The following is a 13,583-nucleotide window of genomic DNA, read 5'->3' on the forward strand; positions in this document are numbered from 1 at the left end:
TATCGCGTTCGGCCGGGTCCGGCGGCCGTCGCTGGCGAAACCATCCGGTGACAGTAGGTTCTTTCCCGGGCGTCTCCAACGCCGCCGTATGGCGACGGTCACGACGGCGGCGCGACTCCACTTCGGCTTCCAGAACCTCTCGCTCGCACACGAACGCCTCTACGGTGGGGTGGGACTCGCGCTCGACGAGCCGCGGCTGGTCGTCGAGGCCCACCCCGCCGACGAGGTGGACTGCGACGACGACGAGGCGACGGCGTACGCCGAACGCGTCGTCGAGGCGCTGGACGTCCCCGGTGCGCGCGTCCGCGTCGAAGACCGGTTCCGCCGTCACGTCGGTCTCGGGAGCGGGACGCAACTCGCGCTCGCCACCCTCGTCGCCGTCGCTCGCGCCCACGACACGACTGCCGACGCTCGCACGTACGCGCCGCGACTGGGTCGCGGCGGCCGGAGCGGCATCGGCGTCGCCACCTTCGAGCGGGGCGGGTTCGTGGTCGACGGCGGCCACCCGACCGAGCGGTTCACCGCCGAACCGCCCGCCGAGGGCGACTGGGCGGTGCCGCCGATTCTGGCCCGCCACGACGTGCCCGCCCACTGGCGGTTCGTCCTCGTCGTCCCCGACAGCGACCCGGGACAGAGCGGCAGCGAGGAGGACCGGAGCATGCGACAGGCCGTCGAGCGGGCCGACCCCGGCATCGCCGACGAGATATCGACGCTGCTCACCCGGCGGCTCCTCCCCGCTATCGGGACCCGCGACCGCCGGCAGTTCGGACAGGCCGCCGCCCGCCTCGGTCGACTCAACGGCGCGTGGTACGCCGACGAGCAGGGCGGCGTCTACCGCCCGCCCGCCGGCACCATCGTCGAACGCCTCGCCGAAGCACCCGCCGTCACGGGTGCCGGCCAGTCCTCGTGGGGACCGACGGTGTGGGGGCTGACCGACACCGACGGCACCGCCGCGGCCAGAGAGGCGGGCCGGGCCGCGCTCGACGCCGCCGGCGTCGGCGGCGACGTCCACGTCGTCGCTCCACGCAACACGGGCGCGAAGCTGGACGAATAGGCCCGTCTCCGACAGGCAGTGCGGCCGAACGGACGGACTGTCTGGCCGCCTCCGTGTGCCATCGGTGACGCCACAGTAAGCCACAGGTACTGCGAGAGGGCAAGCGTTTAAGCGACCACACGGGTCAATGCGTGTATGGAGCGCATCCCGTTCGGTGTCAAGCAACTGGACGGCATCATCAACGGCGGCGCACCGGCCGGTAGCGTCGTCCTACTGGCCGGCGAGGCGGGGGCCGGGTCGCGGGAGTTCATGCACACGAGCGCGGTCATCAACGGACTCAGCCACGTCGACGACGAGATGTACGACCTCTACTACGGGACGCCATCCGCGTCGGCCACGCCGCCGGAGGAGGTCCACTACATCTCGTTCACCGCCAGCGAGGAACAGCTGGCCGAGGAGATGCGACTGGCCATGGACGAGGACCTGTTGGAGGCGGCGCTCTCGGGCGTCGAGTTCCACGACATGTCCGAGCGGTTCTTCCACATGAGCCCCGTGCCGCGGTCGTGGTACGCGGAGCAGACGCCAAACATCAAGGACCTGCGGGCCCGCCACGAGCGCGACGACCTGCTGGGGGCGCTGGGGTCGAAACTCAGCCAGGTGGCGTCGGGCAACCTCGTCGTCATCGACTCGCTGTCGGACCTCGTCAGCGCCATGGGCGAGGACATCGACTGGGTCGACATCACCTTCCTCGTCGCCGGCCTCCAGAAGGCGGCCCACAAGTGGGGCGGCCTCATCCTCCTGCACCTCAACTACGAGACGCTCTCGGACACCCGACAGGGGCAGCTGAGCGACGCCGCCCACGGGACGATGGAGTTCTCGTGGGAGTCCGGCGGGTCCACGCGGGCACGGACCCTCGTCGTCAAGCAGTTCCGCGGCGTCCTCTCCCAGATAGAGGACGAGGACATCGTCCAGTTCGAGACGGAACTGGGCGACGCCGGCTTCGACATCAGCGACGTGCGCAAGATCCGGTGAGCGCCGACAGACGGCCGACCCGACCCCTCAGTGGTGGTTTCGCGGCGTGAAAGAGGCGGCAAACCCTTAACTATCTAGTTCGTGAAGTGGAACGTAATGGCCAGTGAGTCGACGGAGGAGGGGGCCGTCACGGTCGAGCTGCCGGCGGAACTCGACGAGTGGCTCGACGAGCGGGCGAGCGCGCTCGGGGTGGAGCGTGCGGAACTCGTTCACCAGTTGCTGGCGTCGTATCGGGTGGCGACCGACCAGGACGACGCCGAGTCCGTGGCGGCGCTGTTCGACGCCGACCGGGCCGTCGAGGAGGCGATGGGCGACCGGTTGGACGCCGTCGTGGCCGCCGCCGTCGACGACGCCGTCGACGGGCGCGTCCCACCGGCCGTCGAGTCCGCCGTCGGCGACCGCCTCCCGGACATCACCGACGCCGTCGAGGGGCGTCTCGACGCCCGGTTCGAGACCGTCGAGGACGACTTTCAGGAGAAGATAGACGACGTCCGGAGCCGGGTCGTCCAGCTCAAACGCGAGCTCGACGGCAAGGCGGCGGCCGACCACGACCACGAGGAACTGGCGGCCATCGAGGACCTCGAGGCCGACCTCGCGTCGCTGAACCGCGACCTCGCCGCGGCCCGGAACGACCTCGAAGACGACCTCCAGGACCAGTCGGCCCGCGTCGACGACGTCGAGCAGCGGCTCGACGACCTCGACGACCGACTGGACGACGTCGAGGAGAAACTCACGCGCGTCGCGTGGGTCGTCAGCGACCTCCGCAACGACCAGGGGGGCCGCGACGCCCACCAGAAGGCCGTCGACCGAATCAAGCGCGCCGCCGCGCAGGAGGGCGTCTCGACGGCGTCCTGCGAGAGCTGCGGCGAGTCGGTCGACATCGGCCTGCTGACGGACCCGCAGTGCCCCCACTGCGGGTCGACGGTCTCCGACGTCCGGCCCGAGGGCGGCATCATCCGCAAGAAAGCGCGGCTCGTGACTGCCGCACAGCTGGAGGCCGGGCCGAGCGATGAGTGACGACGACCCAGAGGACCCCTTCGAGGAGTTCGACGTCCCCGACGACCGGTCGGGCGACCCGTTCGAGGAGCTGGAGGGGCCGGCCGAGAACGACACCGAGGGACCCGGCGACTCGCTGGACCCGGTGGCCGACGTGACGGCGGACACCGGAGTCGACGGCGCCACGCCGCCGGACGACCAGCCGCCGACCGACCCAGAGTCGGCCGCCGACGCGGCGTCGACCGTGGCCCCGCCGCAGTCGGGCGAGCGCGACGCGGACCCGTTCTCGGAGATGGGTGAGCGCGGTGGCGACCCCTTCGCCGACGGCGAGAGCGTCTTCGAGTCGGTCGACGTCGGCTCCGTCGACCCGGACGAGGTGTGGGACTCCCTCGGCGACGACGAATCGGCGACCCCAGCCCCCGACGGGAAGCGCTACGCCGAGGTGTCGAAACACCGCTACTGCGAGCAGTGCGAGCACTTCTCCGGCCCGCCGGAGGTCCGCTGTACGCACGAGGACACCGAGATTCTGGAGTTCCTCGACATGGAGACGGTCCGCCTGCTGAACTGTCCGGTCGTCGCCGAACAGCGAGAACTCGGCAACGAGGAGTAAGAGTAACGTCTTTTTGTCGCCGTCGCGGATGGCCGAGCATGCAGTTCTGCGACGACTGTGGCTCGATGATGCACGCCGACGGCGACGAGATGGTCTGTCAGTCCTGCGGCGCTCGCGTCGCCAAGGACGCGGACAGGGCCGCGGACTTCGTCAGCACGGCCGAACAGAGCGACGACGACGTCATCGAGACGGAGGAGGGCGCCGACTTCGAGGGCAAACCGACGGCCGACGACGTCACCTGCGAGGAGTGTGGCCACGGGAAGGCGTGGTACACCATCAAACAGACCGGGTCCGCCGACGAGCCGCCGACGCGGTTCTTCAAGTGCCAGGACTGTGGCTACCGCTGGCGGGAGTACAACTAAGCCGTCCGCGGCCCGCCATCACCCATGACACTCGAATCGCGGACCCGCGACGCGGTCCGCACGGAGCTCGAGCGCCTCATCGACACCTACGGCGACGTCCCGGTCCGGCGAGACACCGTCACCAACGCGCCGGACTTCTTCGAACGGGGCGAGAAACTCGCCGCGGAGGGGTGGCTGGGCGACGCCGGCGCGTGGGTCACCGACGACGCGGGGCGCGTCCTCCTCATCAGGCATCGCGGCGCGCCGGAGACGTGGGGCACCCCCGGCGGCGGCCACGAACCCGGCGAGGGGCTGGACGACACCGCCCGCCGCGAGGTCCGCGAGGAGACCGGCGTCGACTGCACGCTGACGGGGCTGTACTACGCCCGCTGGAAGACCATCGTCCACGCCGACGACGCGGACCGGCGTCTCCACATGCTGACCGTGGAGTTCGACGCCGAGGCGACCACCGAGGACATCGCCGTGAACGACGACGAGGTGCTCGACGCCCAGTGGTTCGAGACGGTCCCCGAGGAGCTCCACGAGATCCCGGCCACGCGGAGCACCGACGAGTCGGCCTGAACGCTCAAAACGCAGCCGGAGCCTCCTGAAAGCACTTACACCGGCCGCCGGTAGCCCGGGTATGCGCCGCCGCACCCTCCTCGCGCTCTGTGGCTCGCTCGTCGCCGGCAGCGGCTGTCTCGGCGTGGGCAACGACACTACCCCGGGCGACGAGAGCGTGACACCAGCACCCGAACCGACCACCGAGAGCGACACACGCGCCGGGACCGGTGTCAGCGTGCAGTCGGCCGTCGTCCAACCGGGCGTCGTCGCACCGGACAGTCCGGACTCCATCGGCGTCCACGCCGACGCCGGTCAGTACCTCCTCGTCGACGTCGCCGTCGACGGCCACCCGCCCGCCCACTCGGCCTTCGGGTGTCACTTCGACGACGAGACGTACCGACCGACGAGGTTCCACAGCGGGCTCTACCGGAACGGCGAGTGGGGCGCCGGCTACGGCGACGGGAGCGGCGGCGTTCTCGTCTTCGCACTGCCGGCGACTGGCGACGCCAGCGACGCTCGACTCACGTGGAAGCACGGCGAGTGGGCGCCGCCGGCACGGGTGCGCTCTCGGCTCGAAGACTCGCTCCCGTCCTTCTCGGTCGCCCTCGACGGTCCGACGACCGTGACGGCGGACGACGACCCGACCGTCAGTATCCGCATCACCAACGAGGGCGACCGAACCGGTCGGTACGCGTTCGCGCTGAACCGGTCCGGCCCGCGAGTCGCGTCCGCGCCGGTGGCACGCGTCGTCGGCGAACTGGGCCCCGATGCACCCACGACCCGGGAGGTGGACGCCGAGAGCCCTTACGTCGCCGACCCGCCCCGCGAGGCCGTCTATCGACTCGACGCGGCCAGCGAGGAAAACGACGCCCGGCTGACCATCTCGCCGGCCGAGACGGGGACGGCGACAGACACCGCGACGTCGGCGGAGTGAGCGGCCGGTTCAGGCGGCGACGACGACCCACGCGAGGACGACGAGCGCCCCGCCGGCGACCGTCGACCCGACGGCGTGGGTCCGGAGCTCGTCCAGCAGGTCGTGGGAGTGTTCGTGCAGGGAGCAGACCTCGTCGATCTCGCTCCCGGCCTCGCAGTTCGGCAGGAAGTCCATCGCGACGTGGAGGAAGATGCCGGCGGCGAACCCGAACACGACGGCGTTGACGACCGGGGTCTGTGGCACCGGCAGGAGCGCCGAGGGAATCGCGGTCAGGCCGACGCCGGCCGCCGGGAGCAGGAGCGCGGTCGCGGACTTCCCGTCGCGGTTGAGACGGCGAGCGGCGGCGTAGCCGGCGGGCCCCTTGTGCGAGACGATGGCGAGGCCGAGGAGCAGCCCCAGCGTCGGCATCGAGGCGTAGACGAGCCCGATGATGAGGCCCGCCGACAGGGCGTGGGCGGCGATGGCCGCGGTGGTCGTGTCGAAGGCCGTGTCGACGTGGGTCAGGCGGTGCCCGACGGTGTGGGTACCGTACCCGGCGACGATGCCGGCGGCGATGCCGATACCCCCGATACGGGGCGTGCCGGCGGCGCTTCCCAGGCCCATCGCCTGCGGGACGAGGAACATCGCCGCGGAGGCGACCATCGCTCCGCTCGCGAGGCCGTACCCCCAGACGAGACGGTGGGGGTTCGTCTCTGCGGCCCGGGCACCGAGCCACGCGCCCAGTCCCATGGCCACGAACGCGACCCACGAGATGACCAGGACCTTCCGGAGGCCACCGGTGGCCCCGACGGCCGAGAGCGCGAGGAGGCCGACGACGCTCGCGAGGCCGACGAGCGACAGCCCTCCGTTGTTATTAACTACGCTTGTACTGTTAATAGCCATTGACTAATGCAACCGCAGTATTACTAATAAACCCGTCGGTCGCCGGTCAGCGGGTCGCTCGGCGGTAGTCGCCCCAGTCCAGTATCGCGCCGTCTAGGTCGTCGGCGGGGGCGTCGGTGAGCGCCCAGACCACCATCTCGGCCACGTCGGCGGGGTCACGGCCGCCCTCGCCCGAGAGGTCGGTGCCGACCTTCCCCGGGTCCACGGCGCCGACCGGCACCTCGAGGTCGGCGGCGAACCCGCGGGCGACGGCCTCGGCCGCGGCCTTCGAGACGGCGTAGGAGCCGTATCCGGGCATCCCCTCTCGGGCCACGGCCCCCGTCGGGACGACGACCCGGGCGGCCGGTGCGAGGTAGGGGACCGCCTCGCGAACCGTGGCGAACACGCCGCGGGCGTTCGTCCGGAGGTGGTCGTCGAACGCCGCGTACGACTCCTCGGCGAGCGGCGTCTCGCCGGCCTCGCCGTGGTAGACGCCGGCGTTGGCGACGACGGCGTCGACGTCGCCGTTTATCCGGGCGGCCGTCTCGAGGAGTCGTTCGACGTCGAACTCGTCGCGGACGTCGGCCCGCACCGCAGTGACCGCGCCACCGTCGTCAGCGATGTCGTCCGCCACCGCCTCGAGCGCCGTCCTGTCGCGGGCACAGACGACGGCGTGTCCGCCCGCCGCCGCGACGGCGCGTGCGACCTGCTCCCCGATACCCCGACTGGCGCCGGTCACGACCACTGTCGTGTCCTCCATGGGGTCGTATTCGGACTCCAACCACATCTCCGTTGCCACCGTCCGGGCCGGGGTCAGCGGGCCGGCGTCGCGCTCCCGTGCCCCAGTCTGCCACACCAATCCAGTTTGGCCGCGTGTTTATTGTTCGTCCGGGCCTCAGAGATGCACAATGAGTGACCTGTCCGGAGAAGACGTCGTCGTCGTCGGCGGTGGGTTCGGTGGCCTCTCGGCCGCGTGCTACCTGGCCGACGCCGGTGCGGACGTGCGGTTGTTGGAGAAGAACGAGCAGCTGGGCGGTCGCGCCTCCCGTCTGGAGGCCGAGGGGTTCAAGTTCGACATGGGGCCGTCGTGGTACCTCATGCCCGACGTGTTCGAGCGGTTCTTCGCCGACTTCGGGAAGGAGCCGAGCGACTACTACGACCTGACCCGACTGGACCCCCACTACCGCATCTTCTTCAAGGACGGCGACCGGCTCGACGTCACCGGCAACAACGACGAGATGCGCGAGAAGTTCGAGGAATACGAGCCCGGCGCGGCCGAGGCGTTCGACGAGTACCTCGCGACCAGCGAACGCCACTACGAGACGGCGATGGACAAGTTCGTCTACGAGGACCGCTCCACCCTCCGCGACTGGGTCGACCTGGACGTGATGACGGCCGCGCCCATCGGCCTGCAACTGCTCGGGTCGATGCAGGGCCACGTCGAGGACTACTTCGAGCACCCGAAACTCCAGCAGATAATGCAGTACACGCTCGTGTTCCTCGGCGGGTCCCCGAAGAACACGCCCGCACTGTACAACATGATGAGTCACGTCGACTTCAACCTCGGCGTCTACTACCCCGACGGCGGTATCGGGGCCGTCGTCGACGGCCTCGTCGAACTCGGCGAGAGTCTGGGCGTCACCTACGAGACGGACAGCGAGGTCCGAGAGATATCCCGTCGGAAGGAAGGATTCCTCGTCGAGACGGTCCACGGCGACACGCGCCACCCCGACGAGGTGGTCGTCAACGCCGACTACGCCCACGCCGAGCGCGAACTCCTGCCGGACCACGAGCGCCAGTACGACGACGACTACTGGGACGACCGGACCTACGCCCCCTCGGCCTTCCTCATGTACATGGGCGTCGAGGGCGACGTCGACCCGCTGGAGCACCACACGCTCGTCCTGCCGACCGACTGGGAACCGCACTTCGACGACATCTTCGAGGAGGCCGACTGGCCCGACGAACCGGCCTACTACCTCTGTGTCCCGAGCGAGACGGACCCGTCGGTCGCCCCGGAGGGCCACTCGAACCTGTTCGTCCTCGTCCCCATCGCGCCCGGACTGCACGACGGCGACGCGATCCGTGAGGAGTACCGCGAGAAGATTCTGTCGGATATCGCCGAGAACACCGGCGTCGACCTGCGCGACCGCATCGTCTACGAGAAGCAGTTCGCCGTCTCGGACTTCGGCGAGCGCTACAACGCCACCGAGGGGACGGCGCTGGGACTGGCCCACACGCTCCGCCAGACCGCGCTCCTGCGCCCGAACAACCGCTCGTCGGCGGTCGACGGCCTCTACTTCACCGGGTCCTTTACCACGCCCGGCATCGGCGTCCCGATGTGTCTCATCAGCGGCGAACACACCGCACAGCGACTCATCAGCGACAACGAATGAGCACCGTCACGGACCGCCTGAGCGAGGTCGCCCCCTCCGAGGACACGCGACTGGGCTACCTGTTCTGGCTCTCGCGCCCGCGGTTCTGGCTGTATCAGGGCGGCCCCGTCGTCGTCGCGGTGACCTACGCGGCCGACGGGCCGGGCGAACTGTTCTCGCCGCTGGCCGTCGCCCTGTTCCTGTACTTCACCGTCCCCGCGAACGTCTTCCTCTACGGCGTCAACGACGTCTTCGACCGGGACGTCGACGAGCACAACCCCAAGAAGGACGAGGGGCGGGAGGTGAGCTACCGCGGTGACTCGGTGGTGGTGGCGACTATCGTCGGGTCTGGCCTGCTCGCCGCCGCGTTCCTCCCGTGGCTCCCGATGCTCGGCGTCGTCGCGCTGCTCGCTTGGGCGGCCCTCTCGGTGGAGTACTCCGCCCCACCGCTGCGGTTCAAGACGACGCCGTTCCTGGACTCGCTGTCGAACGGCCTGTACATCCTCCCCGGCGTCGTCGCCTACGCCGCCATCGAGGGCGTCGCGCCGCCGGCCACCGCCGTCGCGGGCGCGTGGCTCTGGACGATGGGGATGCACACCTTCTCCGCGATTCCGGACATCGAACCGGACCGCGAGGCGGGCATCCAGACGACGGCGACGTTCCTCGGGGAGTCCAACACCTACTACTACTGCGTGATGTGCTGGCTCACCGCCGCGTTCGTGTTCACGTACACCCACTGGGTGTTCGGCGCGCTCCTGCTCGTCTACCCGGGTCTGGTCTTCGGCATCCTCGCCGCCGGCGTCGACATCGAGGAGGCCTACTGGTGGTACCCGGCCATCAACTCGCTCGTCGGCATGGTGTTCACGCTCGTCGGCCTGTGGGTGATGCTGTATGGCTGAGACGCCGCGACTGCCGGCCGACCGGCACGAGGCGGGCGCGCGACTGGACGCGCTCGTCCGGGAGCACCGCTTCACCATCGCCGTCGTGTTCCCGCTGGTCGGCGCGGTGACGCTGCTGGCGAGCGCCGAGGGACTGCTCCCGCCGCCCCTGGCGTTCAACCCCTTCTTCGTCCTGTTCGGGACGCTCGTGATGCGTCTGCCGCTGGTCGCGGGCGTGTTCCCCCTGCTGGACCGGAAGGCGGCGCTCGCGCTCGTCGCATTAACCGCCTACTCCTACGGCATCGAACTGTACGGCGTGACGACCGGGTGGCCCTACGGCGAGTTCTCCTACGGCGTCGACCTGGGGCCGATGCTGTTCGGGGAGGTGCCGCTGGGACTCCCGGTATTTTTCTTCCCGCTGGTGTTGAACGCCTACCTGCTGGTCCTCCTGCTGCTCGGTCGGTGGGCCGAGTCGACGCCGGTGCGCCTGCTGGCGACGCTGGCGACGGTCATGCTCGTCGACCTCGTCCTGGACCCCGGCGCCGTCGCCATCGGCTTCTGGGAGTACGAAGTCCAGCAGTTCTACGGCGTCCCGTGGCAGAACTACCGGGGGTGGCTCCTCTCCGGGACCGTCGCCGTCGTCCTGTTCGACTGGGGGTTCGACCGGGCCGGGCTTCGCCGCCGCCTCGAACAGTGCGAGTTCATGCTCGACGACCTCGTGAGCTTCGTCCTCCTCTGGGGCGGCATCAACGCCTTCTACGCGAACTGGGTGCCCGTCGCGCTGGCGGCCCTGCTGGGCGCGGGCCTGCTGTGGACCGACCGGTTCGACTTCGACCTCTCGGAGACGCGGCTGGGCGGCGTCGTGTTGCGGTGAGCGGCCCGTAGCGTCGGCAGGGCCGGCGTTAGTCGGTCGACGGCGCCCGCATCCAGCGACCGTGTGAGGACTATCTGGCTCGTCTGTTCGGTCACATGGGAATCTTCGAAGTGATATACGGCGGCATACTGTGCTAATAACTACCACGGTCGGTGTCGAATCCGACGTAGAGCGCCTCTCGGCGGAGCGCGCTCACCGTGGAAAGTGATTACAATGGCTACCGAACGACAGACTGCGGGCGGTGAGGAGGGACAGTTCGAACTCGGCTCGCGGCTTCGGCAAGGGTCGCTGTTGATGGCCCTGGCCGGCGTCGCGTTCATCGGCTATGGCATCGTCTTCCTCGTGATGAACTTCGTGGGGAGTGGCTTCGAACTCGGCGTGCGTACGCTCGACGGCACGACGAAGGCGGCGTTGAACCCGACGGTGGCGTACTACATCAGCCACCTGCACGTCGCGACCGCCGCGTTCATCATCTCGACGGGCATCGCAGTCACTGCCCTGTCGTGGTACGGCGTTCGACAGCGACTCAGATGGGCGTGGGCTACCGCAGTACTCGCAGCCGTCGTCGGGCTGGCGCTCGCGCTGCCGATGCACTACACCGCAGACGCGTTCGCCCACGACTGGCTGGTGCATCTGGGGCCCATCTATCTGGCGACGGTCGTCTTCGTCGTCGGTGTCGTGCTGTCCTACCGGGGCGTGCGCGCCGCGGAAGCAGGCAGCGCGTGAGACAGTCAGAGCGACCCCGTCCGCGCTCGGCGTGCTGCGTTCGCCGACCCGTCGAGCGGCTGGTCCGACAGCGGGTCCCCGAACGTGTGGTCACGCGACACCGTCCGGCTTCCGGCAACGCCGACGTTCGCCCGTGCGGTTATCCGACTCCGCCGCCAACCCCTGCCGATGACAGCACTGTTCTCGCCGCTCGACCTCCGAGAGACGACGATACCGAACCGCGTGATGGTCTCCCCGATGTGCCAGTACTCCTGCGAGGACCGGGACGGCCTCGCCACCGACTGGCACCGCACCCATCTGGGTTCGCGGGCCGTCGGCGGCGCCGGCCTCGTGATGACCGAGGCCACCGCCGTCGAACCCCGCGGTCGCATCTCGCCGGAGGACCTCGGCATCTGGAGCGACGACCACGCCGCGGCGCTCGAACCCATCACCGAGCAGATTCACCGGCAGGGTAGCGTCCCCGGCATCCAGCTGGCCCACGCCGGCCGGAAGGCCTCGACCAGTCGGCCGTGGGACGGGCACGACCCCCTCCAGCCGGACGCGGGCGGCTGGGAGACGGTCGGGCCGAGCGGCGACCCGTGGCCCTACGAGGACGGCGCGGCGCCACCCACCGAGCGACTCGACCAGGACGGTATCGAGGGCGTGCTACAGTCGTTCCGCGCGGCCGCCGAGCGCGCCCGCGACGCCGGCTTCGAGGTCGCTGAGGTCCACGCCGCCCACGGCTACCTCCTCCACGAGTTCCTGTCTCCGGTGACGAACCACCGCGCGGACGACTACGGCGGCGACTTCGAGGGCCGAACGCGACTCGCCCGCGAGGTCACGGCCGCGGTGCGCGAGGTGTGGCCCGACGGCAAGCCCGTGTTCGTCCGCATCTCCGCGACCGACTGGCTCCCGGACCGCGACTCGTGGACCGTCGACGACTCCGTGCGACTCGCCGACCGCCTCGCCGAGGCCGGCGCGGACCTGATAGACGTCAGCGGCGGCGGCATCCACCCCGAGTCCCGCCCGGCGTACGCCGGCCCGAACTACCAACTCCGCTACGCCGAGCGCATCCGCGCGGAGACCGAGTCGGACGTCGGCGTCGGCGCCGTCGGCGGCATCACGACGCCGGAACAGGCCGAGGCCATCGTCGCCAACGACCGGGCCGACCTCGCCATCGTCGGCCGGGAACACCTGCGGGACCCGTACTTCGCGATGCACGCCGCCGAGGCGCTGGACGCGACCGACGAGATAGAGGGGCCGCCGCAGTACCGTCGCGCGTTCGGGTTCTGACGGCCGACGCTCCGGCGGTGTCGAACGCGGCGACGGACACGGTCACACCGAGTCGAGGTCGAGGTCGACGGCGTACCAGTCAAGCACCAGCAGGAGCGCCGCGCCCACGACGGCCGCGCCGGCGAACGCCACCAGCACGTCCGTCGAGAAGCCGACCTCGGTCCGGACCTCGAACACCGGCGCGCGGAGCGCCCCGACGACGAGGGCCACGAGGAACGCCATCGTCGCCCGTCGGTTCCGGTCGAGCGCGCGGCGGACGGCCCGCGAGATGGTGAACAGGCCGACCAGTCCGCCGAGGACGAAGGTCACGACGACGACGCCGACGTCGACGACCTGTGTCACGGACCCGCCGGTCACGAGGCCGACGAGGGCGTCCACGAACTCGCTCAGCGCCGTCGACATCCGGGTGTACTGCCCGAGGATGACCAGCAGCAGCGACCCGGAGATACCGGGCAGGATCATCGCGCTGACGGCGATGGCGCCGGCGACGAACACCAGCAGGAGGCCGTCGCTGGCGAGGAACGGCGTGGGCCCCGAGAGGACGAACGCGACGAGGAAGCCGACGACGGCGGCGCCGACCTGGAACGCCGACTCGAAGCGGAGTTCCTTCAGGAGGACGACGGCCGAGGCGGCGATGAGGCCGAAGAAGAAGCCGAACAGAAGCGTCGGCGCGTCCTCGCTGAGGACGTGGACGGCCCGCGTGACGACGACGACGGCGGTGGCGACGCCGGCCAGCAGCGCGAGGCCGAACCAGCCGTCTATCTCCTCCCAGACCCCGACCGCCGCCCCGACCGAGACGCCGCCGTCAGTCGGCACGAACGCGGTCAGGAGGTCCCAGACGCGCTCGGGCGTGATGGCCGTGATCATGGCGATGAGGCGGCCGTAGATGCCCGCGATGAGGGCGATGGTCCCGCCGGAGACGCCCGGCACGGCGTCGGCGCTCCCCATGCAGATACCGATGGCGAACGTCCGCGCCCACTCGCGCAGCGGGGGGACGGAGCCACGGAGGGTCGGCGACGCGTCGGCGGTCTGGTCGGCGGCAGTCATTGCCTCATCGTACCGCCATCTGTCTCAAGTCTCTTGTGGAGTCGCCCGCCACCCAAACGGGAATGTGGGTGCGGCGCCA

The 13,583-nt window shown here is 70.1% G+C and carries 15 protein-coding genes; 12 read left to right on the forward strand and 3 right to left on the reverse strand.

Features of this window, described 5'->3' with window-relative positions:
• The first annotated feature begins 88 nt into the window (after window positions 1-88).
• The 7 genes from ACV7GQ_RS03055 (at window position 89) to ACV7GQ_RS03085 (ending at window position 5,471) form a co-directional block, all read left to right on the forward strand.
• Complete coding sequence (locus tag ACV7GQ_RS03055) at window positions 89-1,054, forward strand: beta-ribofuranosylaminobenzene 5'-phosphate synthase family protein (RefSeq protein ID WP_470312084.1); 966 nt, start codon at window positions 89-91, stop codon at window positions 1,052-1,054.
• A 135-nt stretch (window positions 1,055-1,189) separates the two neighbouring features.
• Window positions 1,190-2,026 carry an RAD55 family ATPase gene (locus ACV7GQ_RS03060; RefSeq protein WP_470312085.1) on the forward strand — a complete coding sequence of 279 codons (837 nt, stop codon included), beginning with the start codon at window positions 1,190-1,192 and terminating at the stop codon, window positions 2,024-2,026.
• A gap of 96 nt (window positions 2,027-2,122) precedes the next feature.
• The gene (locus ACV7GQ_RS03065; protein WP_470312086.1) at window positions 2,123-3,043 is read left to right on the forward strand and encodes a TFIIB-type zinc ribbon-containing protein; all 921 of its coding nucleotides are present in this window, start codon (window positions 2,123-2,125) and stop codon (window positions 3,041-3,043) included.
• Entirely contained in the window at window positions 3,036-3,632 is a 597-nt protein-coding gene (locus ACV7GQ_RS03070) for a DUF8135 domain-containing protein (RefSeq protein ID WP_470312087.1), read from the forward strand. Before ACV7GQ_RS03065 ends, ACV7GQ_RS03070 begins: the two co-directional genes overlap by 8 nt.
• A 38-nt stretch (window positions 3,633-3,670) precedes the next feature.
• Entirely contained in the window at window positions 3,671-3,994 is a 324-nt protein-coding gene (locus ACV7GQ_RS03075; RefSeq protein WP_470312088.1) for a transcription factor S, read from the forward strand.
• A 24-nt stretch (window positions 3,995-4,018) separates the two neighbouring features.
• Window positions 4,019-4,555, forward strand: a complete 537-nt coding sequence (locus ACV7GQ_RS03080; protein WP_470312089.1) for an NUDIX hydrolase — start codon at window positions 4,019-4,021, stop codon at window positions 4,553-4,555.
• Between the two features lie 61 nt (window positions 4,556-4,616).
• Window positions 4,617-5,471: a hypothetical protein gene (locus tag ACV7GQ_RS03085; RefSeq protein ID WP_470312090.1), complete on the forward strand. Its 855-nt coding sequence runs from the start codon at window positions 4,617-4,619 to the stop codon at window positions 5,469-5,471.
• Window positions 5,472-5,480: 9 nt separating this feature from the next.
• On the opposite strand, the gene ACV7GQ_RS03090 is transcribed toward ACV7GQ_RS03085, so the two are convergent.
• Window positions 5,481-6,353: a ZIP family metal transporter gene (locus ACV7GQ_RS03090; RefSeq protein ID WP_470312091.1), complete on the reverse strand. Its 873-nt coding sequence runs from the start codon at window positions 6,351-6,353 to the stop codon at window positions 5,481-5,483.
• Between the two features lie 46 nt (window positions 6,354-6,399).
• Complete coding sequence (locus ACV7GQ_RS03095) at window positions 6,400-7,092, reverse strand: SDR family NAD(P)-dependent oxidoreductase (protein WP_470312092.1); 693 nt, start codon at window positions 7,090-7,092, stop codon at window positions 6,400-6,402.
• Between the two features lie 148 nt (window positions 7,093-7,240).
• On the opposite strand from ACV7GQ_RS03095, the gene crtD reads away from it, so the two are divergent.
• From crtD to ACV7GQ_RS03120, 5 genes are all read left to right on the forward strand, one after another.
• A complete protein-coding gene (gene crtD, locus ACV7GQ_RS03100) occupies window positions 7,241-8,728 on the forward strand; it encodes a carotenoid 3,4-desaturase (protein WP_470312093.1) in 1,488 nt (495 codons plus the stop codon).
• The gene (locus ACV7GQ_RS03105) at window positions 8,725-9,606 is read left to right on the forward strand and encodes a prenyltransferase (RefSeq protein ID WP_470312094.1); all 882 of its coding nucleotides are present in this window, start codon (window positions 8,725-8,727) and stop codon (window positions 9,604-9,606) included. Before crtD ends, ACV7GQ_RS03105 begins: the two co-directional genes overlap by 4 nt.
• Window positions 9,599-10,459 (forward strand): bisanhydrobacterioruberin hydratase, encoded by an 861-nt coding sequence (cruF, locus tag ACV7GQ_RS03110; RefSeq protein WP_470312095.1) that lies wholly within the window; start codon window positions 9,599-9,601, stop codon window positions 10,457-10,459. Before ACV7GQ_RS03105 ends, cruF begins: the two co-directional genes overlap by 8 nt.
• 213 nt (window positions 10,460-10,672) lie before the next feature.
• Entirely contained in the window at window positions 10,673-11,185 is a 513-nt protein-coding gene (locus tag ACV7GQ_RS03115; RefSeq protein ID WP_470312096.1) for a hypothetical protein, read from the forward strand.
• A gap of 168 nt (window positions 11,186-11,353) precedes the next feature.
• Entirely contained in the window at window positions 11,354-12,457 is a 1,104-nt protein-coding gene (locus ACV7GQ_RS03120; RefSeq protein WP_470312097.1) for an NADH:flavin oxidoreductase/NADH oxidase, read from the forward strand.
• A 42-nt stretch (window positions 12,458-12,499) separates the two neighbouring features.
• On the opposite strand, the gene ACV7GQ_RS03125 is transcribed toward ACV7GQ_RS03120, so the two are convergent.
• Window positions 12,500-13,504, reverse strand: a complete 1,005-nt coding sequence (locus ACV7GQ_RS03125) for a DUF368 domain-containing protein (RefSeq protein ID WP_470312098.1) — start codon at window positions 13,502-13,504, stop codon at window positions 12,500-12,502.
• Window positions 13,505-13,583: the final 79 nt, after the last annotated feature.

It is taken from the genome of Haloarcula sp. MBLA0163, from assembly GCF_055632435.1.